Here is a 26,748-nt window from a genome sequence, read left to right as displayed (position 1 = left end):
ATGCAACGCGCGATCAAACTATTAGCGATTGTCGGTGTTTTCTTTGCGCTTGCGTTGGCCATTCAACAAGGATGGTTAGATGCTATTTCGACGTCAGAACGAGCCATGCAGACGATCAAACAAGCTGGCGTCAAAGGCTATGCCATTGTATTGACCGCCGCCACTTTGTTTATGGCAATTGGCGGTCCGCGCCAGCTCATCGCGCTCGTATTGGGGTTTATACTAGGAACCGGTTGGGGCTTCGTCGCCGCATTATTGGTGAGCGGTCTTTCACTCGCGGTCACCTACTTTACTGCACACATGTTTTTACAGCCGTTAATAAGAAAACGTTTCAAAACCCAGAGCGAGCGACTGGTAAAGTGGATTAATGTAGCAACAACACGAAAAACCATGATGATTCGACTGATGCCCGTTGGCAGTAATCTTTTGACGAACTTATTTGCGGGCGCAGCCAATGTCGACTTTAAACGCTTTTTCGTCGGAAGCATACTCGGTTATATCCCACAAACTCTTGTATTTGTTTTAGTCGGCAGTGGTATTGGCCTCGCCCAATCTGAGAAATTACTCATCAGTGGTTTATTGTTTGTCATCGCATCAGCTATTGGTATCCACCTCTACCGCTCACAAAAAAGCCTGTCAGAAGGAGTGCCCTCATGAAGTGGTTGGACGCATTTGAGCAACGACTCTCATCCGAACGCACCGGTGAGTTCCTATTCTGGCTATTGGTTGTAGCGGCTTTACTCATCTTTTCGGGACTTGGGCTTCGCTCGCCTTGGCCACCCGACGAGCCCCGTTTTGCTGATGTAGCGCGTGAGATGGTCGTCACTGGACAATGGTTCTTTCCTGCCCGTGGTGAGGAGTTTTATCCCGATAAGCCGCCCATTTTCATGTGGGCTATCGCGCTATGCTATTATTTGATTGGCAATATAAAAATAGCCGCGTTATTGCCTAACGCGCTGTGCAGCCTAGTCAGTTTAGTGGCCGTATTTGATATCAGTAGACGGATATGGGGCATGCGTATTGCGAGACACGCAACGCTGCTTCTACTCATTACGCCACAATTTTTAATTCAGGCAAAATTCGCCCAAATCGATGCTATGGTCGCCTGTTGGATTACACTGGGTTGCTATGGTCTATTGCGCCACTTCTTCTGCGGTCCCCATTGGCGTTGGTACTTCCTCGGCTGGGGCTTCATGGGATTAGGTATTATAACCAAAGGCGTTGGCTTTTTGCCCCTGCTGATGCTGTTACCGATTGCAATTTATCACTTTACCCAGCAACGCTTAACAGGCAGCTGGCGTTGGCGCGCATTGCTAGGCCCTATCGTTATGCTAGCTGTAGTGGCATGTTGGCTCGTACCCATGTACTTGATTGTCAGTCAAAACGGTAGTCCAGAATATCTCGCATACCGCGATAATATCCTGTTTAAACAAACCGGCGAACGCTATGTGGATCCATGGCATCACTTTAAGCCTTGGCATTACTTTATCAGTAGCGTGGTACCTGCATTCTGGTTACCGCTGAGTGTATTATTACTGACGCAGTTAAAAACCGTCTTACAGCAGATTAAGCAGGACCCCCGTATTGCGGTGTTATTTGGTTGGGTTATTTTAGTCATCTTCTTCTTTAGCTTAAGTCCTGCCAAACGGGGCGTTTATATACTGCCTGCATTACCCATGTTCTGTATCGCGTTAGCCGCTGCCTGGCCCGATCTTTCGCTTAATCGTGCCAGTCGATGGTTTTTACGCGCCTTGCTCACATTAATCATCACCGTTTTCACAGCACTGACTTACTTTGCTGCGATACACCATGACAAGCTTGTCGACAAACTCGACAACTACACGCAGAGCTTTCAACTGCTAGATAGCCTCGCCATTATTTTTGCGATTATCGTGGGTGCTATTTGTTTCGCGTGTGTAGTGCTATGGCGTAAGAGTTTATGGGTCAAATATGGCTCAGCCGTGGCTATTATATGCGTTACTGTGAGTTGGCTCGTGTATCCTCTCGCGGAGCCCTTACGCACACCCCAAAACGTCATGCTTACCGCGGCTGCCGAAGTAGATGGCGGCGAATTGGCTATTCTCGATCTCAAAGAGCAACACTTGCTTTTTTCGCCTATTCCGTTAACTCACTTTAGCTATTTTACAGGCAATGCTGAACAGTTTCGTAACGCATGGCTATGGATAAACGAAGCACCCAATCGTTATATCATGGCGCCGGATAATATGCATTTTGAGTGTTTTGACCCAGCAGATGGAAAGTCATTAGGTATCGCACATCGCGAGCATTGGCTGCTTTTTAGCGCCAAGGATGCAGCCAAATCATGCCCGGCACCTGCCAAAGTGATTCGCTACCGAAGCCCAGCCAGTGATATTAATGAATAAACAATCTGTTTAAATTTAAGATTTAATTAATATAGTTTTTATAAATTCCGCATAGTGACTAATTTTTTAAGACAACTATGCGGAATTTTTTTATCAATTTATCCGACCGTTCTAGCCGTTCGTTATTGTTGGTTTCAGTACCTTTGTACTTGGCTTTATTTATTTTTTTTGAAGGGCTCGGGATAAAATTTGATGTGTCCCAATGGTTGTTCTCAATTTCCGGTCATGCTTGGGCGTTAAAACATAACCTAATTACCGAGTCTGTGCTTCATGACGGTTTCCGTGCACTTAACATCGTAATTGTCGCCGGTATCTTAATTTTTTACCTATCGCAATGGTTCAAACCTCTACGTGTAACCTCGCTTGTCCGCTTATCACAATTTATCGGTGCGCTATTGCTGTCTTTTATTGTCGTGAACCTGATGAAAGGTGTTATCGGGATGCATTGTCCTTGGGATCTCAACATGTTTGGCGGCCGCTTTGACTACCAACCTCTTTGGTTAGCCGCCAGCCAACCCGAGCCCGGACGCTGCTTTCCTGCAGGACACGCAAGTATCGGATACGCTTGGTTTTCGCTGTTTTTTTACCTACGCAAAGACTTCCCCGTTATCGCCCGCAAAGCCCTAATCGGTTCACTACTCATTGGTTTATTACTTGGTTTTGCGCAGCAGTTGCGCGGCGCACATTTCATTTCAGACGATATCACCACGGCTTTTATCTGCTGGGTTATCAGTGCATTGATATTTATTGGAGATAAGCCTAATGAAAACCGTTAAGTTATCCAGTCGACTTCTGATACTGATCGCTACGCTGTGGTTGACCCTAGCCTACTGCGGTCCCCTTTTATCCTCGCTAAACGAGTATCAAACTTCGCTTATCGCACAAATGGGCTTTCTTTTTGTTATCGCCTGTGTGTACGCTGTACTGTTTTTAATTGCACGCGCATTTCATTGTCTGAAAGGCGCCATATTCGTGCTATTTACCACCGCCGCGGTGGTCACCTATTGGATGAATCAGTACGGTGTAGTGATTGATCCTGATATGCTGATCAATGCACTCGAAACAGATACTTCTGAAGCCAGCGATCTGATTTCAGTTAAACTCATTTTGTCTGTCTTTCTCTGGGGCGTTGTACCAGCAATAGTTTTGATTTGGATGCCGGTGAAACCGCAACCTTGGGTACGTACGACATTGCTGAGTTTAGGGGCCGGGTGCATCCTTATTGCCGTTGCTATGGGCGTACTGATGACCCAATACAGTGAGTATTCATCACTATTTCGCAATCACCGTGACGTTAAATACCGAGTCATCCCCTTCAATGTCATATCTGCCAGTGTTTCGGTTGCTAAAGCCAAATTATCGACGCCAGAAACCTTCATCGCGCTGGGTCAAGATGCCACCCAGCAACCAGATAATGACAAAACTCCTAAAGTCATGGTTGTCATCGTCGGAGAAACGGCGCGAGCTGATCACTTCAGTTCCAATGGATACCCGCGCCCAACCACTACGGGTATCGAGCAACTCGCCCAGCAAGGTGAACTTATTAGCTTCACAAATGCAACATCTTGTGGCACCGCGACAGCCATTTCAGTCCCATGTATGTTTAGTTTTTATCAGGCTGAAAACTACGATAACCGTGCACGCTCGACCAGTAATGTATTAGATGTCCTTGATCACGCGGGTATCAATGTATCGTGGATTGAAAATAACTCGGGCTGTAAAAACGTCTGCGACCGAGTGGAAGAAATTACTGCCGAAGATTACTGTGATAGCGATCAGGAATGCTTCGATACACGGATGCTAGAAGTTCTGAAAACCAAGTTAGCCAATGCAAAGCAAGACAGCATTATTGTCTTACATTCAATGGGAAGCCACGGTCCTGCTTATTACAAACGATCGCCTCAAGCTCTTAAAAAATTTCTCCCCGAGTGCACCACCATCGAGCTCAATCAGTGCTCAGTCGACACCATTAAGAATGCTTATGACAATAGCTTGATTGTGACCGATAAACTCGTCACTGGCGCGATTAATACACTTAAAGAGGCACCGCAATTGGATACAAGCCTCATGTACATTTCCGATCATGGCGAGTCACTCGGAGATAACGGTGTCTACCTGCATGGGCTTCCTAACTGGATGGCTCCCGATGAACAACGCCACGTACCTTGGATTCTATGGCCTGCCAACGCTTGGGCAGACCGTCCTGATGCGGCCGCAAAGTACCCTGTTAATCATGGCTATTTAGCACATTCATTGCTCGGCTTTTTCAATGTTAAGACTTCGCTTTATCAACCTCAGCTTGACTTGGCGGAGCAACTGGCGCCTTAGTCCGTGATTCAGTGCGGAATAAGAGCAACAATGGTAACGAACATAAAGCCATCCAAGCCATGGCTTTAAAGTCATTCAGATAACCGATCGCGGCGGCTTGCTGAGTTAATTGCTGATTCATTTGAGCAACCGCCATACCCGGTCCGTTTTCTACCGCGATTCGTATGAACTCTTCTTTCACCGGAGCTCGGAACATTGTCAACGATTCGCCGAGTACAGCGTGATTAGTCTGTGTCGCGCGCGCTGCCAGCGTAACCATGACCGAAATACCAATACTGCTCCCGATATTACGCATTAAACTGAACATCGCTGTGGCTTCGGTTCGCAACTGAGGCGCCAGTGTCGAAAATGTCACCGTACTGAGCGGTACAAATACAAAGCCTAGGCCCAACCCCTGAATAATGCCCGTTCTGACAACATCCATCGGGCTAATAAACAGATTAAATGCGGCCATTTCGAATAGCGAATAGGCAGTCAATGATAGCCCGAGTCCTACTAGCCAGCGCACGTCGACACGATTAATCAGCCTGCCAACCATCAGCATGGCACACATGCTTCCAATACCTCGCGGCGCTAATATCTCGCCCGTGGTAATCACGGGAAAGCCCATTAGGTTTTGTAGAAACGGCGGTAGTAACGCCAGCGTCGCGAGTAGAATAATCCCTACAATGAAAATAAAGATAAGTCCTGTGACAAGATTACGATCTTTAAATAGTGCGGGTTCTATAAACGGATTACGGCTAGTCAGCATATGTGCGATAAACAAATATAAAAACAGAACCGCAACAATGCACTCGACAATAATTTCACTGGAAGCAAACCAGTCCTCGCCTTGACCACGGTCAAGCATCAACTGTAAGGCACCTATCGATAACGAGAGTAACGCAAATCCGAACAGATCAAAGCGGCGTTTTTCTGTTTCTGTTTCTTTAACAAAGGCGACAATTCCCGCAAACGCCAATAACCCCACTGGGATATTGATAAAAAATACCCATCGCCAGTTATAATACTCGGTCAGATATCCACCGAGTGTAGGACCTAGAATGGGCCCCACCATAACGCCAACGCCCCAAATAGCCATGGCAGAACCGTGCTTTTCTTTCGGATACGTATCGAGCAAAACAGCCTGCGACAACGGCACCAGTCCCGCGCCAAACACGCCTTGTAGTAACCGGAAAAACACCAGTTGTTCTAGTGAAACAGCAACACCACATAAGACCGAGGCGGCTGTGAAGCCAAATACCGACAACAGGAACAATCGCTTCCGGCCGATTTTCGCAGCAAGAAAGCCGGTCATCGGTGTCATCACTGCTGCTGCCACAATATACGACGTTAACACCCAGGCAATTTGCTCTGACGTGGCCGACATGCTGCCTTGCATATGAGGCAACGCCACGTTAGCTATCGTGGTATCGACCGCCTGCATAATGGTTGCAAGCATGATAGAAATAGTGATTAAACCACGGTTCTTAGCGAGCTGCTTTGCATTCATAACAACGTGACCCTTAAGCTGGCTTATCGCTACTTAATGCTTGCATCCAGTGGGCTAGCGGCTGCAAAAACTGAGGTCCCCGCTCGTGCCAGCCTGTATCAATAGAGATTTCCGTACTCATACCAGCTCTCAGTGGTGGCTTACCGCCTGTATCCACGACAGCAATGCGAACCGGAACTCGCTGAACCACTTTGACCCAGTTCCCTGTCGAGTTTTGAGCGGGCAAAAGAGCAAACTCAGAACCGGAAGCCGCAGCAATACTTTTCACCTTACCGTGCCATACGATGTCAGGATAAGCATCGACATGAATGACCACTTTTTGTCCCACTTTGACGTGCGTTAGCTGAGTTTCCTTCAGGTTAGCCTCGATCCATGGCGCCTCAGTCGCGACCACCACCATCGCTGGGTTACGTGGATCGATGTACTGACCTGCAGAGGGGGTTTTACTCGCATAACCTGACATCGGTGCAACCACATGCGTCTGTTCGAGGTTTCGTTCAGCTTCATCCAGCGCAGCTTTGGCTTGCAGATAACGCGGGTGTTGCTTAACATTGATATTCGGTTGCCCCGCTAAACTTGCCGCGATACGTTTCAGTCCTTGCTCAACCGACTTCACATTTTCCTTCGCAACGCGCCACTGGTGTCGATACTTATCCAAGGTTGATTCTGACACCGAGTCCGACTTTACTAATCGTTTCTGACGCGCAAATTCACGCTCGGCAAATGCTGCATTTGACTGCGCGAGAACCAGTTGCTCTTGCTGTTCTGCGTATTGCGCCTTCAACGTTTCGATTTCAGTAACGACTTGTGCCAACTGAGATTTCGCCTGTGCCACCTTAATCGCATAAGGCGCATCGACGATATCAAACAATAGGTCTCCCTGTTTTACGGGCTCGTTTTCCGACACAAAAAGTTGCGCAACGTTACCCGATATCTCAGGTACAATAGACACCTTATCATTTTGCACGTAGGCATTTTCAGTTTCTACAAACCGACCACCGGTGAGGTAGATCCCACCCGTTACCAATACGACAATTAAAGGTACTAGCACCAATAAAATCATCCGTAACTTAACAGCGCCCGACATTCGAATCGGATTGTTATACCGCGTGTTCATAGTAAAGAGCGTCCTTCAGCTTTCGGTTAAATTGTGTTTCATGGATTTCAGTGCATTGAGAATTTCATGGCGGGTCGCCTCAGAGATCCCAGCGAGGGTTTTAGCGCGCGTTTGCGCTCCGAGCTCCCGCAACTGATTCAACACCGGTTCTGCTTGCTCGGTTAAAAACAGCCGCCAAACCCGTCTATCATCCGGATCTGGTTTACGCTCAACCCAACCGCCCTGCTCCAGTCGATCGATATGGCGTGCAATCGTAATCGCTTTGAGCTCAAGTAGCTCAGCTAACCGCGACTGTTGAATACCTTGGCAGCGGACAAGACGTGCCAGAATTGACCACTGAGCGCGCGTTAAACCGAGTGATTTAGCGCGCGCATCGAAGTCCCATTTAGCCATGCGTGCCACGTCCGCGAGCAAGAACATCAACTCTCTGTCAGGGTGTTCCATAACGCCTCCCCAATTAGTAACTAAGGTTATTATAAGTTAGCTTACTATTTTTCTAAACTAAATGAGTTTAATAAGTCTTAACTCATTGGCAACTCTTCTAAACATGGCGCAATCCGTATTGCGTCCATACGCGTAATAAAACTCGGTATTTATTGGGAGTAAACTATGCAAACCACAACCACTTACATTGCCCTACTGTCAGCTTTATCGTTCAGTGCTGCAGCACAACAAGCTTCTATTCAAGCGCCTCAATCGGCTACTGCAAATGATTTTATAGAAGTATTCAAACAACTGAGTGGCGAACATCCTGGCGTACGTAAAGGTCACGCCAAAGGTGTTTGTGCACTTGGCTCATTTGAACCCTCCGCAACCGCACAAGCGCGCTTTGATACCCCCTTATTTAGCGAGCAAGCGCCAATTACGTTGCGCTTTTCCATGGGCGGAGGTAATCCAAATGCAGATGAGGCGGCAAACGCACCGCGCGGGATGGCAGTGATGTTTGATTTAGACAATAACAGGCAGCATAAGATTGCAGGATTAACCACACCGATGTTTGCTGGTAAAAACCCAGAACAGTTTCTTGGCCTTCTGCGTATCAATTATGCCATTGCTCAGGGTGAAGCAACTGGCGCTGACCGCAAAGCTTATCTTGAAGCTAACCCAGAAGCCGCACGTCAGGGAGAATGGTTACAGTCGCATCAACCGGCAGCAGAATACACATCGGCTAACTATTTTGGTATTCACACATTCTATACCACGTTGACTAACGGCGAATTGCAGGCATTTCGCTGGACATTAGTGCCTAAGGCAGGCGAAACGCTACTTACAGAGCAAGAGCAGAAAAATTTACCCAAGTCTTTCCTTGCCAAGCGACTCAGTGAGCGCCTTAAGGACGGACCGATCGAATACGAATGGCACTGGCAACTTGCTGAACAGGGTGATCCAATCAATGACCCGTCACAAGTTTGGCCAAAAGATAGAGAAACCATCAATGTCGGTACACTGAAAATAACCGAGTCCGGTGGAGAATCATGTACACCGATCAATTTTGACCCGAATCAGGTCACTGACGGTATCTCTACCAGTCAAGATCCGGTGCTTCAAATACGCTCGCCCGCCTATGCGATTTCTTATGGCAAACGTTTGCAAGGACAGTAAACTTTTTAGAGATTAAACATTCGAAATATTGAGTGTTTAATCTCTTAACTTTTTAACAATTTGTTCGATAATACCTCATAGGCATGTTCGCCTCATGGAGGAGTTATGTTTAAATTGTTCAACGATGACGCAGCTATTAAGACGGCGTAGTATCTAACAACCACCAACTCATTATCGAACTCTCTCAGACTTTGGAGAAACTTAATCAAAGGGTAAGCTAATCACGCACTTCGACCCAGTTTTGTCCTTTAAGTTTGAGGATATGCTTATCTTCCCAAATCATAAAGCGGATGTCTTTATTCTCACTGACCCACTTGCTATCAGGAATAGCGTCCGCTAAAGCTTCAGGCTGGTATGTCCCGCCCGCAAAGGGCTGTTGTGCAAGGGTGTTCATAATCAGTGATGAAATTGCATTTTGGTTGGTTTGCCGATCAACTCGAATAGTTTGCTCACTCGGATTATTGGCACCAATTAATTTGAACAATACAGGTACATGTGTGAGCGAATACGTCGGTACTTCGCGCAAGCCAGCGAGTTGAACCCCATCGGCTTTAAGTCCGGCTCCGTGTTCAGGGACAACGATAAGTAGCAACTTGCGTTGTTCTTGCTCTGCCGTCTCAATAATCGCCTGTATTTGTTCAAGCATCAGCAACGCACGTTCTCTATAGCTTTGTATGCTGGTTTTATTTGAGTTCAACCGTCGGTTGCCATCATGCAGCGTTAACGAATTATAGAAGCCAAAACGAGCGTTCGAATTGTCGCCTTGCGCTAACCAACGATCAATAATTTGCTTGTCATCGAACACAGCCGCGCCGTCAAAAGCGATCATCGTGGGTGAAAAGTACTGTTGAATATCGTCGTAGGTATTGAGTCCACCATCGTTTAACAGCGAGTTTTTAAAGTTATCAAACTCACCGTTATGATTCATAAATAGTTCAGACTTAAAACCCAGCGATGCAAGCTCCTCAGCAAGCAGGCATTGCTTTTTAGGTTGATAGATTTGTTGATGAGGTTTTTGTCCACAGCCCGCTTGAAGTATGCGTAATGCCGAAGGTCCTGAATAAGAGGAAACCGAATTATAATTTTCAAGGATAATATCAAATTTCTCAAATACGGGGTGAGTCTCAAGCCCTACCGTCTGTATATCAGCCCAAGAAATAGAACAAATATTGACTAGCAAAATATCAAAATCACGCCCTACTTGCTGACTTATAGCAGGACTTTTGACATGCCATTGTGATTGCGTTTGGAAAAAGCGCTCCAAAAATAGCTCGGGTGTTTCGACTTTTGCGTCATTCGTGCTTTGCGGTTCAATAGGCTTCATCGCGACGGTGCTACTTTCAGGAGCCGCTGTTTGCACATAAATACCTGTACCCAGCAAGCAAACAAAAGCAACGGTGCCCATTTTAAAGATATTCTTAAAATATAAAAACGCAATCCAAGCCACCACAAGCCAAGTAATCATTTTCATGGAAATGTAACGTTCGGCAAGTTCTAACCAATAGCCGAAACTGAACTGTGCGAGTTGCTCAAGGTTATTAAACAGTGACGTTATCGGAGGTAAGTGACTGTCGTAATAGAGCAGCGCGATCATTGCAGGCCATATCAGAATATCGCGCGTTCGTGACAACCAAGTCGGCTTAATTGGAAGCACAATTAAAAGAAAGAGCGCAAGATTATAGACCAGAGAAAAGGACATAAACGAGAGCCAACATAGCGCAGTTTTTAGCAAAAACACGAACGACCATTTGCCTGGACTGTGCAAGCTGAACAATGCACTGCTTAACCATTGTTGACGGAACAATTGGTACTGCCGATTATCCATTTCTGTAAGTCCCTTTCATTGTCTTGCTGCGTCGTGGTTTGCTGAGAATACGCACAAACCCGAACTTAACTGCAAGACTCGCAATTCGTTTCCCAAGCCACCGCCAAAGCGCAAGTGTCAGCCAGCCCGCAAAAACGCCTAGGATAAAACTTATTAAAACATAGGTTTCAGCAACGTGCTCAGGCATTATTTTTATCCCCTTTCAAAGACGCAACAGTCGCTGGTAGTGGATGAAAATTTTCAAATTGACGATCAGTTTGTTCGTCAACTTCATTAATCGAAGTAAACTCGGGTAACTGCCAGCCTTGTGTATCAGCTAATCCAGCGAGCTCATCAAGAGCTTCTTTAATAGCAAAAGTTGCGTCAAAACGCGCTTCCCGACTAAATAAATTTCGTGATGAAAAGCCCAGTAATTTAAGTAATGTCCTATCGACCTCAGCTTTTTCACATGCAAACAAAAAGATATAGACCGTATTACCTAACACAGTACACAGATCACCTTGGCGCCTGACTGAAAAACGCGACACAATCGCATCTGGTTTGATACCGGTAGCAACGACCCCCACAATAAGCTGAACATCGACTTTTTGATAATTAGCTAACTCGTTCATGCGACGTACTTGAGCGCAAAAACTCGGAGGCGGCAAATAACCTTCCGCCTCAGATGGAATAAATAGTTGCTGTAATGTCGCCAATTCTGGCAAATTGCCTTTGAACTCCCAACTGTGCAAGCAGTCAATAACGCTATCAATTTCATCAAGTGAAAGTGACTTAGGGGCAATATACGTAGCACCCGCATTGATTAAAATACGCTCATCATGGTGCCGAATACGATAATCAACTTCGCGTATTATAATTTTTATAAAGGGACCAATAGCACTTCTCAGGCGATATATTTTTTCTATCAGTTGTTTGCGAGATGCCATGTAAGCGTCATTAATAATAATGACGTCATTACTTCCCTGTTTAAAATTTTTTTCAATCTCGATGGGATGCTTAACTTGTTGCCAATGATTAGGTGCGATCTCCGTAGCTTTAATGGCATTATGCACGGCGTAAACTAACGAACCTGCTAACCGTTTAAACTGTGGTCTGCCCTGGTCCTCAAACGGCGTCACTTTTAAATACCCACCGCCTTGCTCGGCCGAAACACGTTGTATCGATATTTCTTCTTGCAATAAGTCATCTTCAACAAACCAATGCATTACTTTCCAAGTAGAGTAAGGACGCCCCTCCTCCATCAAGTGCATTGACGTGAAGCTCATTCGATGAGCGCGCAACCAGCTTTGCCCCAGTGGGGTATTTTCATCGCCTAAATAAGCGACCCATACTAATTTATTTCTATTAAGTGCCCACCGAGCAAGCAATAGTAGTGTCTCGCGGTCACTTAACAGGTTCGCAATTAATGAATCGGAGAATTGTGAAATAAAGACGACGCAATCAGCATCGCGACTCATTTTATCTAACAAATTAAATAGTTCGGATTGCCTTATCTTCGACCTAAACTTCCATTCGGCAACGCCAACATAAGCAGTCAGAGGTGTCGTTGAATCCACTTGCCTGAGTAATCGATGAGTATCACGAGTGAGAAAAACCTGTGTCGCCAATTCAGAGCTGATTTCTTTAATTAAGCTTACCAGCCAGTTTCTACTGTCACTTAAACAAGCATGCACCTCTCCCAGCTGTAGCGCTGGAAGTAGGCTCTCATCCCCAATCAAACGACCTAATAGAGTGCTCACAAGCGATCCATTCCTGTTTAAAACAAAACGTCTTGTATAAGACTAAAATCATGTTGTATGAATACTAATTTTATATCATAATTATTACAATATAAATTAATTTAAAATTTTTTTAACCTAAGCGTATTCTATATGACTAATCAGTTATGGCGTACAACATTAGTGCATGAGACCTCCGAGAGCGAAGGTTTTCAAAAGCATGTTGCTGGTTGGCAGCAAGAATCTTTTTTGGAGTTAAGTTCTCCCGTTCGGGTAAAACGAGCCCGAACGTACTGGCGACTGTTTGCAACCGAGTTGAAGTCACTGACTACGGTGCTATCTCATAAAGACATGGGGAGCGCGAAATAAATTGGCTATTATCACCGTGCAAAGTCTATTTTCGGGTGCAGGGGCAACGACTATAGTTGCCAACTTAAGCAATGCCCTGCTAAGAAAAGATAACAAAGTGATCGCTGTTGATCTTTGTCCGCACAACGATTTACGGCTTTGGTATGGGATGCCTATCCAGCAGCAAGGTGGTTGGGCAAAAAGTTATATCAACAACACAAACGATAGTCGAGAGTGTGCCTTTCGCAGTGATTTTGGCGCAATCTTTTTTCCACTGGGTTACGTTCACGATCAATTTGAAGAGCTCACCTCGCTGATTGAATATAATCCTCACCGATTTTTCAGCTGGTTAAGTGACGACCCAGAAACATTAGTTATTATCAACCTACCCAGCCAATCGATACGATTGTATCAGGCGCTGATAGAACACGTTGACCTTCACCTGTGCGTTTGGCAACCAGAGCCGCGCGTTTATCCACGTATGCAAGCGTTTATCCAAGCAACAGGACTGGATAGCGATGTCCCTGATGCATTTGTGTTTCTAGAAAATGCCATAGCCCCACAACTCGAACTTAGTCGCGATATTAGCGATATAATTAATCATGAACTGAGCGACAAAGTCACCGCGAATGTGGGCATCATGCGTGACCAACATTTGGTTGAAGCGCTTGCGACACAACAAAGTTGTTATGAGTACAGTGTTGCCGCAAGCGCTAATGCTGACTTTTCTGAACTAGCCACTTGGGTCGCACAGCGATGTTCCCGCGCTTAACTCATCAGTGGCGTGAGCTACGTCAGTCTAACTCTCGATTAGCCAGTCTTTCGTTTCTGATCGTGCTAATCACCGATGTATCGCTGCTGAACCGCCCTAAAAACCTTGATTTGAACGATCAAGGTCTTTCATATTGGATGCCGCAACTGGGACAAAAAAGTTTTCGTTTACTCGATCCGTTACGTTGGCTAATCCAACTAATCTGGCTACTTTTTGTTTACCAAACACCCGAGCCTTCTGCGCCTCGTACACGCAAGCCCAAGGCTCGTTACACACGTTGGTTAAAACCTATTGGTACCGCCTTTAATCGCGTGATGAACTTCATTACGATCCCTTTAGAGCCTTTAGTAAAAAGCCGGCGCAGAATCAACTTGGGGCTGCTCGCTATCGGAATCGCCATTCTTACTTTTGTTCTCACCTTGCCAATGGATGCCGCGCAACAAGGATTAATATTACTCATATTCTGGGGCATTGCCTTGTGGGTGCGTAAACAAGCTGGGCAGTTTCCAATGATAGTCATGATGCTGCTATCATTTTTTGTCAGTACTCGCTATATCTATTGGCGCATAACCGAAACTATCAACTGGAGTCAACCACTCGACGGGACGCTTGGCTTCATTCTTTTGTGTGCAGAGATATATGCCTGGATCATACTCCTATTTGGGTATATGCAAACCATTTGGCCGCTCAAGCGAAAAATAGCCCAATTACCTGAGGACACTGATAGCTGGCCGACAGTCGACATTTTTATTCCGACTTATAATGAGCCACTCTCCGTCGTTAAGCCCACAATCATGGCTGCGAAGGCCATCGAATGGCCTGCTGATAAGCTCAATGTCTATTTATTAGATGACGGTAAACGGGATGAATACAAACAGTTTTGCGCTCAGTTGGATGTGGGTTATATCGTTCGTCCCAATAGTGTGCACGCCAAAGCAGGTAACCTCAATCATGCGCTCACAAAAACGCATGGCGACTACATTGCTATTTTTGACTGCGACCACGTGCCTACTCGCGGTTTTTTACAAATGACCATGGGGTGGTTTTTTAAAGATCCAAAACTCGCGCTCATACAAACACCTCATCATTTTTTCTCGCCTGACCCATTTGAAAGAAACTTATCGATTTTTCGTAACCGCCCAAATGAAGGTGAGTTGTTCTACGGCCTGATTCAAGATGGTAATGATATGTGGAATGCGTCATTTTTTTGCGGCTCATGTGCCGTGCTAAAACGCGCGCCGTTAGAAGAAGTCGGAGGCATTGCCACTGAAACAGTCACCGAGGATGCGCATACTGCATTAAAAATGCACCGCCGTGGTTATCAAACGGCCTACCTTAACATTCCGCTTGCTGCCGGACTCGCAACAGAAAGTCTCGCTGATCACATTGGTCAACGTATGCGGTGGGCTCGCGGTATGGCACAGATTTTTCGTTTGGATAATCCACTGCTTGGTAAAGGTCTCAACTGGGCCCAACGCCTCTGTTATAGCAACGCTATGCTTTACTTTCTTAACGGCGGTCCTCGCTTGGTCTTTTTGATAGCACCTCTCGCTTTCCTTTTGTTAGGTAGCTATATTGTGTATGCGCCAGCCGTCATGATCGCAGTATACGCGCTTCCTCACATCATCCACGCGAACTTAACAAACTCACGCAAGCAGGGCGAGTATCGGCACTCATTTTGGGCTGAAATGTATGAAACTGTTCTTGCTTGGTACATTTTGAAACCAACCACAGTGGCTCTGTTTGCGCCACATAAAGGCAAGTTCAATGTCACCTCAAAAGGTCAGCGGGTAGATAAGAACTACTTCAATTGGCAAATATCAGCTCCCTACATCACGCTGGTCCTGATTTCTTTACTCGGCTTTATTTTTGGTATCTATAAATTTTTTACCATTGAAGATGATCAACAACTAACGGTCATCATTAATATGGCATGGCTAACTTACAACTTAATTATTTTAGGCGGTGCTGTTGCCGTCGCCGAAGAGGCCAAACAACAGCGCGCAGCGCATCGTGTGGCGGTCGATATACCGATCCACATCATAACGGAATCAGAACACAGCTTTGCCGCCAGATTAAGCGATTATTCAGCGCAAGGCGTTGGCGTCCTTCTACCGTCTGAACACCTGCTAAAACCCGGTCAGACAGTGCGTATAAATATCCGTCAGGCGACATCGCGCCGCTCGCTTTTAGCTGATGTCATCTCTTGTCGCAATAATGTTGCTGGGCTGGCATTAAGATTTGCCACTGCAGAAGAGGAGCAAGCGTTTGTTATGGCGACCTTCGGTCGTCTCGATGCGTGGTTAGGTTGGCGGCCACACCAAGAGGAACAGCCGTTAGCGAGCTTAAGAGAAGTTGTGGGATATGGTTTAACAGGCTATCAGCGTATAGCGGCACAAGTTGCGCCCTATTTGCTACCATTTTTTAAACATTTACATTGGATTGGGCAAAAACTCTCATCGTTTTTGCCAATGACTCCAGGAAAGGCGAGAAAATCATGAGTATGCGTCAAGTAGCAGGTTTCATTGCGGCAAGTATTTTAGGATTAATAGTCTTTGCTAATGTTGCTCAAGCACAGGATAGTCTTCCCGTGAATGTCGACGAACAACGTGCAAAAGCTCTTACATATCGGGCTCAATACCCATTACAAACGCTTACGTCATTGCAGCAGCTTCGACTTGATGGCTTTAATCCTCGCTTAGAGCTCGGCCTTGGGAGTCGGGCTGACCGTTTAGTTGAATCAGCCACGCTGTCTCTGAAGTACCGCTATTCACCGGCAATCCTTGCCGACGTGAGCCAAGTCAATGTTTTACTTAATTCGGAGACAGTTAAAACAATATCGCTCAGTCAAGAAAATGCAGATACGATTCAGTCTATTCAAATTGACCTACCCGAGTTACTGTTTACCGACTATAACAGAGTGACCTTTGAACTGATCGCACAAAGCAATAGTCAACAGTGTCGAGCGCCTAGCAGTAGCACTTGGTTTGAAGTGTTATCAGGAAGTGAGTTAAACGTTAATTATCTACAGCTACCTGTAGCCAATGAGTTAGCTTATTTCCCAGAGCCATTCTTTTATCGTTCGGACTTTACTAATGTCAAAATACCGTTCTTTTTACCAGCCGAACAGACCAAAGAGTTGCTTACCGGTGCTGGCATTTTGGCGAGTTATTTTGCGAGCGAAACTCAGTGGCGCCAACTCACGATTGAACCCAAGGTATATCAGCAGAAAAGAACTGCGGACAATGAGTTATTGACACCTTGGGGGCGAAGTCATGCCGTTATTTTTATGACAAACGCACAAAGGCCCGCAGCCTTCAGTCAACTTCCGAAGATCACTGAGCCTCGTGTCGAGGTCATGAATCACCCGCTTTACCCCGCGTTAAAAGTGCTCGCGATTATGGCACCTACCGATACGGGCTTAATCGACGCGGCACAAGCGCTGGCTGCGTCGGCCGGCTCTTTAAGCGGAGCTTACGCGGTCTTTAAGCAATATCAAGCCGAGCCTCGCGCGCCCTACGCTGCCCCCAACTGGATTTCCACTCAGCGCGAAGTCACTTTCGCTGAGCTCGTAAACGATACCAGTGAGCTTCAGCGCGAGGGCATCAAGTCAGCGCCCGTATCTATTGCCCTACGTCTACCGCCGGACCTCTTTATTTGGCAGAAATCAGGCGTTCCACTCGACTTAGAATACCGCTACACACCGCCGGTTAATAACGACGACAGTCGACTCTTAGTATCCATCAATAACGAATTCGTAAAATCATTTAAACTCGATGATGAGGGTGTCGCCAGTGGCGACGGTGAATTGCGAGTACCCATTATTGATACGCCGCTACTCAGCGGTAACAACCTTGAACTGCCGGCATTTAAGTTAGGCGTAGTGAATCAAATGCAGTTCCAATTTAAGTTTAGTCAAGTCGGTGATGCGTGTAGCTTACAGCCTGCAAACTCATCAGTTGGCGCTATCGATGGTTCAAGTACTATCGACTTGGTGGGATACGATCATTACGCACAGTTGCCGGATTTACAGTTATTCTCTAAAGCAGGGTATCCCTTCTCGCGCTACGATGACCTATCAAATACCTTAGTGATAATTGATAAGAAACCCAGCCTAGAACTGCTCACGCTATTCTTTACCAACATCGTCAAAATTAGCGCCTCAACTGGATATCCTGTCTATAAACTGACGTTAACCTATGCTGATCAAGTACCCAATGACGCCAGTCAAGATATGCTTGTGCTTGGTCAAGAAGCAAGTCAAGCCTGGTTAGAACGTTTTGGAGACCATAATCTCCAAGCCCAGTTGCTAGGGCACAAATTAGCCGGGCAAGGCGCGCTATTTTCTAATCCCAGCGCCGTACTCGCAAACAGTGGTCCATTAGCTGCACTTGTCGCATTCCAATCGCCGTTAAACGCATCGTCCACAGTTGTGATGCAAACAGCGACATCCGATAAACATCTTGGCATGTTAAATCAGCGCTTGCTATCGCCGACTGAAAGTTCGGAATTCCGTGGTTTCTTAAATCTAGTCTCGGTCGCAGGAGTGACTCATTATTCACCGACGCAGCATTATTTTGTGGGCGATTTAAGTTTCTGGAACCAAATTAAATATCACACAGCGCAGCATCCATTTATTCTGGTACTCATCGTGTTGTTTGCAGTACTTGTAGTTGCGCTGGCGATCTATCGCTGGCTGAGAAGCAATGCTAAACGCAAGCAGGCGAGTTAAATAATGCAAAGATTCTGTAAAGTATTTATTTTTGCCCTATCTGCTGTTTTGCTGAGCGGCTGCGATAGCGCTCAGCAACAAACAAGTGAGCAATGGCAGCCAACGAAGTCGACACTGCAATATCGTCATCACTGGCAACGCTTTAATGAAGACTTTATTGATGCACAGTTTCGCGTTATCGACCGCAGTAGTGAGGCGCTGATTAGCACCTCTGAAGGGCAAGTCTACAGCATGCTTTTTAGTCTCTTTGCTAATCAGCCCGAGCGCTTCGCAAAACTACTTGCCTGGACCGAAAACAACTTAGCTGACGGTGATCTTCACAGTCACCTCCCCGCTTGGCAATGGGGGCATGATCTTAGCGCTGATACATGGACAGTACTTGACACAAATTCCGCCACTGATGTCGATATTTTATTAATTTACGCGCTTTATCACGCGGCTGACGTTTGGCAAACGCCGGAATACCGTGAGACGGCAGAAGCACTTACGGCACGCTTAATGCGTGAGGCGGTCACTTACCATCGGGGGGAATTATTACTGCTACCTGCACCCGTCGGATTTTCTTCATCTGATAGCATTACGGTTAATCCGAGCTATGCGCCTCTGTTTGTCCTTGATGGTTTATTTGAACTCAGCGGTGACGCCCGATGGTTAGCGCTGAGCCAAGCACAGCAGCGCTTTATGAAAACATATAATCCCAGTGGGGTTGTAGCGGATTGGCTGGTTATTTCAAATAGTGGAGAAATTTTAAATAGCGATGAAGCAAAAGGGAGTTATGACGCTATTCGCAGTTACTATTGGTTTGCACTTGATCCACAGCAGCGTCTACTCGAACACTACCTCACAATGGCACATCAAAGTCAGGCGCAACCGCAGCCTCCAGAAACGTTAAACTGGTTAACCGGCGCAGCCGAAGGTGACGCAAATATCGGCTTCTCCGCTATGTTGCTTCCCTACTTTAAAAAGTCTGCACCGTTAGCTTATCAGCGCGGACTCAAACGTATCGAAACGACGCCTGTTTCTAACTACGCCAACAATTATTACGATCACGTACTCATTCTATTTGGGTTAGCCTATCAGCAGTGTTTTGACGTTAATCCAGATGGAACGCTCGATCTTTTTTGGGTTAAACATCAAGAGAATAAGGCTTGTCATGCGAATTAATGTCTTTGTCGCCTTTGTATGCGCCGTCAAGTTAATGCTAGCGTCCTCACCTGTTTATGCACAAGCCTCTGATGCGGTGGATATCCTGCTCAAGCGAATAGAAGAAGCAGAAGCTGCTGGTCGAAATTATCACCGAGATCGGCTTATTGAGCAGTTGCAACGGACGGCACCGAATCATCCACGCGCCATCGAATACCGGTTAATCAATGCATTAAGCAAGAACGAATTCACTGAAGCAGACACACTGCTCACGTTACTCCGCGAAGTGGCGCCTGATAGCCAAGCAACTAAACGCAGTGCAGAGCGGATTAAAATTGCTCAACCTCCCTATCAGTCACTTGTTGCGCAAGCTCGACTAAATATGCTGACGGGCAAGCTCGAAGCAGCAAAAACGCTCTATCAACAAGTGTTTGATAACATCCCTGCTTTAGAGCCCTACCGAAGCGATTGGCAAACTCTCGCATCGATACAGCAAAGTCGGAGTGAGGTCGTTACCCAAGCGGCTCAAACAGAAACACAATCTCCCGTTGAGCCAGCCCCTGCACCGGCTCGCCGAGAAGAGGAAAAGACAACACCTAAAGCCGCGTTGACACGCACCGTGACCTATACACCTATCATTAGCGATAACACGCTATTAGACCGCAGCAGCGCAACGTCCAACACAGTTCCCACTCGTACTCAGGACGCAAGCCCTGAACCCTTGGCAGAGAACCAAGGCCCCTATCTGACGGTGGGCTTTTTGCGGAATGAGCGTGATTCAGTTGACGGGAATACGTCATTTGCAAGTGACACTTTGATATTAGAATATCGTCACCCTACTGATACAGGGATTTGGACTGTAAAGGTCGATGGTTTTGATACTCAGGCAGGCGAGTTCGATCTAAGCAATACCTTCCAGAAAGATCGCTTTGGTACGGGACTTTTATGCCAAACCGACGAATGCAACCAGGGTTTTCTCCCAAATCTAATCGAACGGGGTGCTTCTATAGGCATCGCATTTGATAACACCACTTGGCACGCAGATATTGGTGTGAGTCCGTTAGGGTTTGACCAAACGGAGCTACTCGGCGGTCTTGAATACAGTGGTGATTTAGGTGAGTTTGGCTGGAGTGTCGGTGCCGAACGGCGCATCGAAACAACGTCGGTCTTAACCTTCTCGGGTCAACAAGACCCTTTCTCAACCCGGCATTGGGGACCCGTTGTGCGCCAGGGGTTAGGAGGCAGCCTCAATTGGGATCAAGGCGGTTTTATGGGATGGTGGTCTAACTTTGGTATCAACCATTACGGCGGGCGCAATGTTGATAGTAATAAACAGTGGTATGCCTATACCGGTGCTTATTTTCGTATCATTGATACGGAAGCCTTTGCGTTCACCTCAGGACTTACTGCCCTAAGTTGGGGATTCGATAAAAACCGCGGTGAGACTACTTTTGGTCACGGCGGTTACTATAGCCCAGCGCATTACGCGTCGTTGAGTTTGCCGATTGAGTTTTATGGTCGAATCGACCGTTTCTCATATATTTTACGTGCCTCATTCGGCCAATCCACTAGTCGTCTGGATGATGCTCCTTTTTATCCCACCTCTGACGAACTGCAACAACAAGCTGGCAATCCGATTCACACGGGCAACCCAGATGGTGGTGGCTTCGGGCGCAGTTTTCGTGCTGCCTTTGAGTATCGGATAACTAATCACTGGAGTGTGGGCTTAAACGCACAAATCGATCGTTCAGAGTTCTACACACCTAACAATTACCAACTGTATTTTCGATACCACTTTGACGGTGATGGGAACGCATTCAGACCGCCGAACCCACCCTCACGTTACGTTGATTTTTAATTTCATTAAAAAATGTGGGCTGCGATTACAGCAATGAGATAAGCTAAAATGCCGTAGCCTGCATATAACCCCCATGCGATTCGACTTTTACCTGTTTCAGCACGTAACATCGCGACCGTTGCAACACATTGCAATGCAACAACATAAAATAACAGCAAGCCAATGCCGGCACCTAACGTTAATCCATCAGCCTGTATCTGCGCCGCTAAGCCGGCAATGTTTTCCTCGGCACCCGACATACCAAACATCGTGCCCAGCGCACCGACAAACACTTCACGCGCTAAAAACGACATGATCATCGCCACGCCATAGCGCCAATCTAAACCCAGCGGTTCAAAGATAGGCTCAATAAAATGACCAATTTTACCCAGTAGTGAGTTTTCTAGACCTGCCCCTTGAGGAAAATAGCCCAACGTCCATAAGCATAAGGAAATAACAAAAATAACCGGCGCCGCGCGTTTGATGAATTGCAAGCCGCTGTTAATAACGCGTTGAAATAGCGGTTTCCAATGCGGTAAGCGATACGAAGGCAGTTCCAATATAAACGGCATGTCTTTGAGTTCTTTGCTTTTGCGCGTAAACACGTTCATCAAGGTACTCACGACGAGTGCCATCAGAATCCCGAAGAAATACAGCCCAAAAAAGGCAGCACCCTGCAGGTCAAACACGCCTAAAAACGTTGCATCTTTTGGAATAAGCACGGCTATCAGTAAGGCATATACTGGCAATCGCGCTGAGCACGACATCAGAGGAATGGTGAGCATCGTAATCAGGCGTTTGCGTGGCGACTCAATGGTACGTGCCGCCATAATTGCAGGGATAGCACACGCATGCCCCGATAAATAGGGGATAAAGCTACGCCCAGACAAACCAAATAAACTCAATGGCTTATGGCATATGAGCGCGGCTCGCGCCAAATAGCCGCTATCCTCTAATACACCAATAATAAGCGTCAAAACCATGATTTGCGGAACAAACACTAAAAACGCGCCGACGCCGCCAAATATAGCATCATTTAAAAAGTCAGAAACGATACCTGGTCCTATCACTCCCGTTAGTGTGCTGGCGATCCAACCTATTGCCGCCTCGGTACCATCCATGAGTGGCTGCGCCCAAGTAAAAATACTTTGAAATAAGAAAAACATAATCGCTAGAAACGCAATACCACCCAGCACATTATTCAGCAGAAAGGTATCAATACGGTTCTGATTTTTTAGCACCACATCGGAGCGAATACCATACTCCGCGTTAATCTCACGCGCGCGCTCGATGAATTTTCTTTGCTCCCCAAGCTGAATGTTTAGCTCAGTAGGCGCTTGTGCTTGTTTCGCCAAGCTTGGCAAAGCCTCCTTAAAGGCGGCAACGCCCTTAAGCGTTTTTGCAGAGAGCGCGTAGACCGGCGCACCAAGTTCCTTTTGCAACGCTTTGATATCAATATTCAAACCATAACGCTCAACCTCATCGATCATATTCAGCACAAAAACGACGGCTTTGTTATTTTTACGCGCCAAAGCTTGAACTTGAAGTGCAAAGACTAAACTACGCTCAAGTCGCGCCGCGTCTAAGACACATACGACGAGTTGCGTATCATCATCGTCTACAGCGAGGTTTAACTTTTCGACAGCGATTTCTTCGTCTTTTGATAGGCTATGTAGTGAATAAGTACCAGGAAAGTCGACCACTTCAAACTGATCAAACTGACCCGTCTTCAGCTCGACGGTGACACCGGGAAAATTTGCGACCTTTTGTCGTAAGCCGGTTAATTGGTTGAACAACAAGCTCTTACCACAGTTGGGTTTCCCCACTAAGACAATGCGTTCCATATACGACCCAAGTTGTTTTAAATGATAGGCTTAACTGGCCAAGGCAAGATTAATTTTTTCAGCAACCGCTTGTTCGAGTGAGTAAACACAATCACCGACTTGCACCACCAAAGGACCTTTAAAGGGCGAGCGGCGGACGCACACGACTTGTTGTCCCTCACTGAATCCCATTTCTTGCAATCGGCTAATAACCGATACTGTCAGCTGCGAGTTAATTGTTTCAACGACAGCCGCTTGCTTAGCTTTTAATTCCCAAAGTGTTTTCATACGCCCTCCCGAATGAGAACTATTATCATAAATATTAAGATTATCTTCAATAGATTGCTTGATCCAAAGCAAGTTCCTATCTAATGTGGTAAAACGCAGTCTGGCAGGGCTTATTAGGCGAGTCGTAAAGCCAAACGTACAACTTAGCAAGCTAACTAATTGGAGTGTAGAATGAGAGGAGTCGTACTCGACGCAGCTAGCTTAGGCAATGATGTCGATTGGCAACCCATCGCAGCACAATTGGATGACTGGCAAGTATTCAATGAAACCACTGCTGAGCAAGTGATGGAACGTATCCAAAATGCCGATATCGTATTTAGCAATAAAGTTGTGCTTGATAACGAAACGCTACGGTCTGCGACTCAACTCAAGTGGATAGGCATTCTCGCCACGGGCACCAACAATGTCGATCACGACACAGCTAAAGCACGCGGCATTAAGGTCGCTAATGTTGAAGCTTACGGAACCGCGAGTGTGGCTCAACACACGCTCACTCTAATGCTTAATCTTGCGACACAAGCACAACGATATCATCAGCTCGTTGCCTCAGGTGCGTGGCAAACTGCATCTCGTTTCTGTTTAAATGACTTTCCGGTGGTTCAGTTAGCCGGCAAACACTTGGTTATAGTCGGTCATGGTGAGTTGGGGCAAGCCGTGGAATCCTTAGCAAGAGCCTTTGGCATGAAAGTATCGATAGCGGCTCGACCCGGCAAAAAAAACGACCCACGCCCTAGCCTCGATAGTTTACTACCCGAAGCGGACGTCATTTCACTTCATTGCCCATTAACCGATGATACGAAAGACCTATTAAACAGTAACAATTTAGCGCACTGCAAACCGGAACTACTCATCGTGAACGCCGCTCGGGGTGGGATCGTAAATGAACACGATGCGGTTGAGGCTTTAAGAAACGACGTCATCGCGGGATTAGCAGTCGACGTACTATCGGAAGAACCACCTCGCAACGGCAATCCCCTACTCGATGCGATTAACGAACCACTTAACTTAATCGTCACGCCTCACTCCGCGTGGTTAGCACCCGAAGCACGCCAAGCAATTATCAATATCAGTGCCAGTAACTTGCGTCAGTTTCTTCAGGACGATGGGCAATAACATCCGCGAGCAACAGTATTCACCCAACCAGAGTCGAGCGGTGCAGCCGCCGCTCCAACGCGCTTTATAAGCGGTTCAATAAAGCTGCTTTCGGTATTACAAAACGCGCCGTCTGCGTAGGGTCCTAAGTAAACTAACTCACTGTTGGCATCGAAAATAATCACGGCAGGCGTTGCGGGCAAAAAGTGCCTAAGCATCGGCAACTCGTTAAGCGATAGTTCGACATTGGTGCCATTGCTGTCATTCACTTTACGCTTAACGACTTGCTTGTGGGCTTCTGTTCGCCAATTACACATACAGTGGGTATCCATCACATGAAAAACGCGTGAGTCTGTTTTATAACCCTTCTGACGAAGCCACTGACCGAGGCGTTCGCCGACTTGTCCCTGCGCGACTTGTGCCTGCAACTGCCCAGATTGATCGAACCACATTAACGGCTGATACAGCAAATAACTACTCAGCGCGATGACCAGCACCAGTGCGCTGACGGCTATGGCAATAAGTTTAATCCGTGTTTTATTCAAACCGATAGATCCAACGATAAAAGACCAATCTATTTTGGCATAATTTATACTTATCGCGAAGCCAATTAATGGCTTATAGTATTGATGTGTTTCACAAAAAATTAACAAAGGACTGAGTTATGAAAGAGCTCAAATGGGGTATTATTTTTAGTATCGCAATGCTGCTCTGGTTGACGGTTGAGCGACTCGCTGGCTTGCACCATCAAAATATCGAGTACCATTTCTTCCTAACAAATATCTTCGCAATTATCGCTATCGCCATTTACGTTCTCGCGCTACGCGATAAAAAACAGAGTTTACCCGAGCAAAAAATGACTTGGCTGACCGGTTTTATTAGCGGCGTTAAGCTTACACTCGTGGTGGCTATTTTAGCGCCCTTGGTGCAACTCATATTTCATACCACTATATCACCTGAGTTTTTCGACAATATGCGTCATCACGCCGTGACATCTGGCATGATGAGTCATATGCGAGCGCAAGAGTACTTTACCCTCACTGCGTATATTTTTCAGGCAATTATTGGAGCCATTGGTTTGGGGCTAATTACCAGTGCGATTGTCGCTTTCTTTTTACGCTCAAAAGACAAGTAACACACGCAACTAAACCTTCAAAAAAGCGTCTTATCTCTGACAAATAGTTTTGCCATCGTAATGCGCCTGTTGATCCTTTAGGACTCAGGCGCGTAACCATAGCTCAGTTGTATTGTAGTAGAGGTAAAGATGTCATCAATTAAGTCAAATTTCATCGCTAAAGATTTTGCACGTCGCGTTAAACAACGCCGCAAGACACTGATGCTTCCAATGACTCAACTCGCTAAGAAGTTAGGCGTAAGCGAACCTGAATACACCCAAATTGAGTCCGGCAGCCGCTCCCCTTCGCGCAAGCTACTAACGCAGATCTCGATAGAGCTGCGCACCTCAGAAAAATGGCTTATCGAGGGTGGTTATTAAACACCCTCGCGATTTTATTTTGCCAGCTCGCGCTCGGTTTTTAATCCTAGTACGCGGTTAAAAAAGATCGCGGCAGGACAGAACCCGGTAAACGATTGCTGTAATAAATTAGCCCCGACAAATACCGTCAACCACACGAATCCTGGATGGACCCATACCGTTAGTGCCACAGACAAAAGAATCATGATGCCAGCAAATGCCGTAACCGCTTTTTCAACACTCATGGTAATACCTCTTTAAATTACATTATGTTTTTATATATAATATCAATTGCACCAGTTTACAAGTAAAATAAGCGCCATAAATCTTCTTATCCTAAGTGCGCTCTAATGCTCGCAGGCTACGTATCTCTATTTTTCTCTTCCCTCATAGCCGCTACCTTATTTCCAATGGGGTCCGAGTTAGTGCTTATTGGATTAATCAAAAACGGTTGGCCAGTGGTGACGACGGTTGCCATCGCTTCGGTCGGAAATGTCTTAGGTTCAGTTATCAATTACGTGATCGGCTACCTACTCCACCGAGGTTTTATGCAGACTCGCTTAAAATTCTATAAAGCAAATCTGATAAGGGCTGAAGCGATCTTTCTGAAATTCGGTCGTTGGACCTTACTTTTTGCCTGGTTACCGATCATTGGTGATCCATTAACCCTTTTTGCCGGTTTATCTAGGGTTAATTTTGGTTTATTTTTGCTGTTAGTGTCTGTGGGAAAAGTGGCGCGTTATGCCGTAGTAGCCAGCAGCGTTTAGGGATAA

Annotated in this window: 24 protein-coding genes; 15 read left to right on the top strand and 9 right to left on the bottom strand. The window is 46.3% G+C overall.

Going from position 1 to position 26,748, the window contains the following annotated elements:
• The 4 genes from AC3AP5_RS03655 to AC3AP5_RS03640 all read left to right on the top strand — a co-directional run bounded on the left by AC3AP5_RS03655 (position 1) and on the right by AC3AP5_RS03640 (position 4,712).
• The gene (locus tag AC3AP5_RS03655; protein ID WP_006955593.1) at positions 1 to 657 is read left to right on the top strand and encodes a TVP38/TMEM64 family protein; all 657 of its coding nucleotides are present in this window, start codon (positions 1 to 3) and stop codon (positions 655 to 657) included.
• Positions 654 to 2,384 (top strand): ArnT family glycosyltransferase, encoded by a 1,731-nt coding sequence (locus AC3AP5_RS03650; protein ID WP_487327027.1) that lies wholly within the window; start codon positions 654 to 656, stop codon positions 2,382 to 2,384. The genes AC3AP5_RS03655 and AC3AP5_RS03650 overlap by 4 nt, the downstream gene beginning before the upstream one ends.
• A gap of 77 nt (positions 2,385 to 2,461) precedes the next feature.
• A complete protein-coding gene (locus tag AC3AP5_RS03645) occupies positions 2,462 to 3,160 on the top strand; it encodes a phosphatase PAP2 family protein (RefSeq protein ID WP_488301212.1) in 699 nt (232 codons plus the stop codon).
• Complete coding sequence (locus AC3AP5_RS03640; RefSeq protein WP_487327025.1) at positions 3,147 to 4,712, top strand: phosphoethanolamine transferase; 1,566 nt, start codon at positions 3,147 to 3,149, stop codon at positions 4,710 to 4,712. Before AC3AP5_RS03645 ends, AC3AP5_RS03640 begins: the two co-directional genes overlap by 14 nt.
• Here AC3AP5_RS03640 and AC3AP5_RS03635 read toward each other — a convergent pair.
• The 3 genes from AC3AP5_RS03635 to AC3AP5_RS03625 are packed head-to-tail and all read right to left on the bottom strand — an operon-like array spanning position 4,657 to position 7,765.
• Positions 4,657 to 6,204 (bottom strand): DHA2 family efflux MFS transporter permease subunit, encoded by a 1,548-nt coding sequence (locus AC3AP5_RS03635; protein ID WP_287830764.1) that lies wholly within the window; start codon positions 6,202 to 6,204, stop codon positions 4,657 to 4,659. The two genes, AC3AP5_RS03640 and AC3AP5_RS03635, sit on opposite strands and share 56 nt — an antisense overlap.
• A gap of 13 nt (positions 6,205 to 6,217) precedes the next feature.
• The gene (locus AC3AP5_RS03630; RefSeq protein ID WP_287830763.1) at positions 6,218 to 7,321 is read right to left on the bottom strand and encodes an HlyD family secretion protein; all 1,104 of its coding nucleotides are present in this window, start codon (positions 7,319 to 7,321) and stop codon (positions 6,218 to 6,220) included.
• A gap of 15 nt (positions 7,322 to 7,336) precedes the next feature.
• Positions 7,337 to 7,765: a MarR family winged helix-turn-helix transcriptional regulator gene (locus tag AC3AP5_RS03625; RefSeq protein WP_006955599.1), complete on the bottom strand. Its 429-nt coding sequence runs from the start codon at positions 7,763 to 7,765 to the stop codon at positions 7,337 to 7,339.
• A 165-nt stretch (positions 7,766 to 7,930) separates the two neighbouring features.
• Between AC3AP5_RS03625 and AC3AP5_RS03620 the strand changes: the two genes are divergently transcribed.
• Complete coding sequence (locus tag AC3AP5_RS03620; protein ID WP_287830761.1) at positions 7,931 to 8,923, top strand: catalase family peroxidase; 993 nt, start codon at positions 7,931 to 7,933, stop codon at positions 8,921 to 8,923.
• 217 nt (positions 8,924 to 9,140) lie between these two features.
• Here AC3AP5_RS03620 and bcsG read toward each other — a convergent pair whose 3' ends face one another.
• Together bcsG and AC3AP5_RS03610 are read right to left on the bottom strand one after the other, a co-directional pair.
• A complete protein-coding gene (bcsG, locus tag AC3AP5_RS03615; protein ID WP_487327024.1) occupies positions 9,141 to 10,748 on the bottom strand; it encodes a cellulose biosynthesis protein BcsG in 1,608 nt (535 codons plus the stop codon).
• A gap of 179 nt (positions 10,749 to 10,927) precedes the next feature.
• The gene (locus tag AC3AP5_RS03610; RefSeq protein WP_487327023.1) at positions 10,928 to 12,487 is read right to left on the bottom strand and encodes a hypothetical protein; all 1,560 of its coding nucleotides are present in this window, start codon (positions 12,485 to 12,487) and stop codon (positions 10,928 to 10,930) included.
• Between the two features lie 132 nt (positions 12,488 to 12,619).
• Here AC3AP5_RS03610 and AC3AP5_RS03605 point away from each other — a divergent pair, with 132 nt between their 5' ends.
• From AC3AP5_RS03605 to AC3AP5_RS03580, 6 genes are read left to right on the top strand one after another with little or no spacing between them, the layout of a single operon-like run.
• A complete protein-coding gene (locus tag AC3AP5_RS03605) occupies positions 12,620 to 12,835 on the top strand; it encodes a hypothetical protein (RefSeq protein ID WP_487327022.1) in 216 nt (71 codons plus the stop codon).
• Between the two features lies 1 nt (position 12,836).
• Complete coding sequence (locus AC3AP5_RS03600) at positions 12,837 to 13,586, top strand: cellulose synthase operon protein YhjQ/BcsQ (protein WP_487327021.1); 750 nt, start codon at positions 12,837 to 12,839, stop codon at positions 13,584 to 13,586.
• Complete coding sequence (gene bcsA / locus AC3AP5_RS03595) at positions 13,571 to 16,087, top strand: UDP-forming cellulose synthase catalytic subunit (protein ID WP_487327020.1); 2,517 nt, start codon at positions 13,571 to 13,573, stop codon at positions 16,085 to 16,087. Before AC3AP5_RS03600 ends, bcsA begins: the two co-directional genes overlap by 16 nt.
• Positions 16,084 to 18,318 (top strand): cellulose biosynthesis cyclic di-GMP-binding regulatory protein BcsB, encoded by a 2,235-nt coding sequence (locus AC3AP5_RS03590; RefSeq protein ID WP_487327019.1) that lies wholly within the window; start codon positions 16,084 to 16,086, stop codon positions 18,316 to 18,318. Before bcsA ends, AC3AP5_RS03590 begins: the two co-directional genes overlap by 4 nt.
• Before the next feature lie 3 nt (positions 18,319 to 18,321).
• Complete coding sequence (gene bcsZ, locus AC3AP5_RS03585) at positions 18,322 to 19,482, top strand: cellulose synthase complex periplasmic endoglucanase BcsZ (protein ID WP_487327018.1); 1,161 nt, start codon at positions 18,322 to 18,324, stop codon at positions 19,480 to 19,482.
• Positions 19,472 to 21,319 (top strand): cellulose synthase subunit BcsC-related outer membrane protein, encoded by a 1,848-nt coding sequence (locus AC3AP5_RS03580; RefSeq protein WP_487327017.1) that lies wholly within the window; start codon positions 19,472 to 19,474, stop codon positions 21,317 to 21,319. The genes bcsZ and AC3AP5_RS03580 overlap by 11 nt, the downstream gene beginning before the upstream one ends.
• Positions 21,320 to 21,324: 5 nt before the next feature.
• On the opposite strand, the gene feoB is transcribed toward AC3AP5_RS03580, so the two are convergent.
• The gene (gene feoB, locus AC3AP5_RS03575; protein WP_290614256.1) at positions 21,325 to 23,142 is read right to left on the bottom strand and encodes a ferrous iron transporter B; all 1,818 of its coding nucleotides are present in this window, start codon (positions 23,140 to 23,142) and stop codon (positions 21,325 to 21,327) included.
• A 30-nt stretch (positions 23,143 to 23,172) separates the two neighbouring features.
• Entirely contained in the window at positions 23,173 to 23,409 is a 237-nt protein-coding gene (locus AC3AP5_RS03570; RefSeq protein ID WP_286682426.1) for a FeoA family protein, read from the bottom strand.
• Positions 23,410 to 23,580: 171 nt separating this feature from the next.
• On the opposite strand from AC3AP5_RS03570, the gene AC3AP5_RS03565 reads away from it, so the two are divergent.
• Complete coding sequence (locus AC3AP5_RS03565) at positions 23,581 to 24,522, top strand: D-2-hydroxyacid dehydrogenase (protein ID WP_487327016.1); 942 nt, start codon at positions 23,581 to 23,583, stop codon at positions 24,520 to 24,522.
• Here AC3AP5_RS03565 and AC3AP5_RS03560 read toward each other — a convergent pair.
• A complete protein-coding gene (locus AC3AP5_RS03560) occupies positions 24,504 to 25,046 on the bottom strand; it encodes a DUF6436 domain-containing protein (protein ID WP_487327015.1) in 543 nt (180 codons plus the stop codon). The two genes, AC3AP5_RS03565 and AC3AP5_RS03560, sit on opposite strands and share 19 nt — an antisense overlap.
• Positions 25,047 to 25,165: 119 nt before the next feature.
• Here AC3AP5_RS03560 and AC3AP5_RS03555 point away from each other — a divergent pair, with 119 nt between their 5' ends.
• Both AC3AP5_RS03555 and AC3AP5_RS03550 read left to right on the top strand, forming a co-directional pair.
• Positions 25,166 to 25,636 carry a DUF4199 domain-containing protein gene (locus tag AC3AP5_RS03555; RefSeq protein WP_487327014.1) on the top strand — a complete coding sequence of 157 codons (471 nt, stop codon included), beginning with the start codon at positions 25,166 to 25,168 and terminating at the stop codon, positions 25,634 to 25,636.
• A 129-nt stretch (positions 25,637 to 25,765) separates the two neighbouring features.
• Complete coding sequence (locus AC3AP5_RS03550) at positions 25,766 to 25,996, top strand: helix-turn-helix domain-containing protein (protein WP_287832152.1); 231 nt, start codon at positions 25,766 to 25,768, stop codon at positions 25,994 to 25,996.
• A gap of 14 nt (positions 25,997 to 26,010) precedes the next feature.
• On the opposite strand, the gene AC3AP5_RS03545 is transcribed toward AC3AP5_RS03550, so the two are convergent.
• Positions 26,011 to 26,220 carry a YgaP family membrane protein gene (locus tag AC3AP5_RS03545; protein ID WP_071462482.1) on the bottom strand — a complete coding sequence of 70 codons (210 nt, stop codon included), beginning with the start codon at positions 26,218 to 26,220 and terminating at the stop codon, positions 26,011 to 26,013.
• A gap of 105 nt (positions 26,221 to 26,325) precedes the next feature.
• Here AC3AP5_RS03545 and AC3AP5_RS03540 point away from each other — a divergent pair, with 105 nt between their 5' ends.
• On the top strand, positions 26,326 to 26,742 hold the full coding sequence (locus AC3AP5_RS03540; protein ID WP_487327013.1) for a YqaA family protein: 417 nt from the start codon (positions 26,326 to 26,328) through the stop codon (positions 26,740 to 26,742).
• The last annotated feature ends 6 nt before the right edge of the window (positions 26,743 to 26,748 follow it).

The sequence above is a fragment of the Idiomarina sp. D18 genome, assembly GCF_057748155.1.
Note: the sequence above shows the minus strand (reverse complement) of the source record. Positions and strands in the feature narration are given on the sequence as shown.

Coding starts and splice junctions, on each gene's coding strand:
- AC3AP5_RS03655 (WP_006955593.1), top strand. CDS start 1: ATGCAACGCGCGATCAAACTATTAGCGATTGTCGGTGTTTTCTTTGCG.
- AC3AP5_RS03650 (WP_487327027.1), top strand. CDS start 654: ATGAAGTGGTTGGACGCATTTGAGCAACGACTCTCATCCGAACGCACC.
- AC3AP5_RS03645 (WP_488301212.1), top strand. CDS start 2,462: ATGCGGAATTTTTTTATCAATTTATCCGACCGTTCTAGCCGTTCGTTA.
- AC3AP5_RS03640 (WP_487327025.1), top strand. CDS start 3,147: ATGAAAACCGTTAAGTTATCCAGTCGACTTCTGATACTGATCGCTACG.
- AC3AP5_RS03635 (WP_287830764.1), bottom strand. CDS start 6,204: ATGAATGCAAAGCAGCTCGCTAAGAACCGTGGTTTAATCACTATTTCT.
- AC3AP5_RS03630 (WP_287830763.1), bottom strand. CDS start 7,321: ATGAACACGCGGTATAACAATCCGATTCGAATGTCGGGCGCTGTTAAG.
- AC3AP5_RS03625 (WP_006955599.1), bottom strand. CDS start 7,765: ATGGAACACCCTGACAGAGAGTTGATGTTCTTGCTCGCGGACGTGGCA.
- AC3AP5_RS03620 (WP_287830761.1), top strand. CDS start 7,931: ATGCAAACCACAACCACTTACATTGCCCTACTGTCAGCTTTATCGTTC.
- bcsG (WP_487327024.1), bottom strand. CDS start 10,748: ATGGATAATCGGCAGTACCAATTGTTCCGTCAACAATGGTTAAGCAGT.
- AC3AP5_RS03605 (WP_487327022.1), top strand. CDS start 12,620: ATGACTAATCAGTTATGGCGTACAACATTAGTGCATGAGACCTCCGAG.
- bcsA (WP_487327020.1), top strand. CDS start 13,571: ATGTTCCCGCGCTTAACTCATCAGTGGCGTGAGCTACGTCAGTCTAAC.
- AC3AP5_RS03590 (WP_487327019.1), top strand. CDS start 16,084: ATGAGTATGCGTCAAGTAGCAGGTTTCATTGCGGCAAGTATTTTAGGA.
- bcsZ (WP_487327018.1), top strand. CDS start 18,322: ATGCAAAGATTCTGTAAAGTATTTATTTTTGCCCTATCTGCTGTTTTG.
- AC3AP5_RS03580 (WP_487327017.1), top strand. CDS start 19,472: ATGCGAATTAATGTCTTTGTCGCCTTTGTATGCGCCGTCAAGTTAATG.
- feoB (WP_290614256.1), bottom strand. CDS start 23,142: ATGGAACGCATTGTCTTAGTGGGGAAACCCAACTGTGGTAAGAGCTTG.
- AC3AP5_RS03570 (WP_286682426.1), bottom strand. CDS start 23,409: ATGAAAACACTTTGGGAATTAAAAGCTAAGCAAGCGGCTGTCGTTGAA.
- AC3AP5_RS03565 (WP_487327016.1), top strand. CDS start 23,581: ATGAGAGGAGTCGTACTCGACGCAGCTAGCTTAGGCAATGATGTCGAT.
- AC3AP5_RS03555 (WP_487327014.1), top strand. CDS start 25,166: ATGAAAGAGCTCAAATGGGGTATTATTTTTAGTATCGCAATGCTGCTC.
- AC3AP5_RS03550 (WP_287832152.1), top strand. CDS start 25,766: ATGTCATCAATTAAGTCAAATTTCATCGCTAAAGATTTTGCACGTCGC.
- AC3AP5_RS03545 (WP_071462482.1), bottom strand. CDS start 26,220: ATGAGTGTTGAAAAAGCGGTTACGGCATTTGCTGGCATCATGATTCTT.
- AC3AP5_RS03540 (WP_487327013.1), top strand. CDS start 26,326: ATGCTCGCAGGCTACGTATCTCTATTTTTCTCTTCCCTCATAGCCGCT.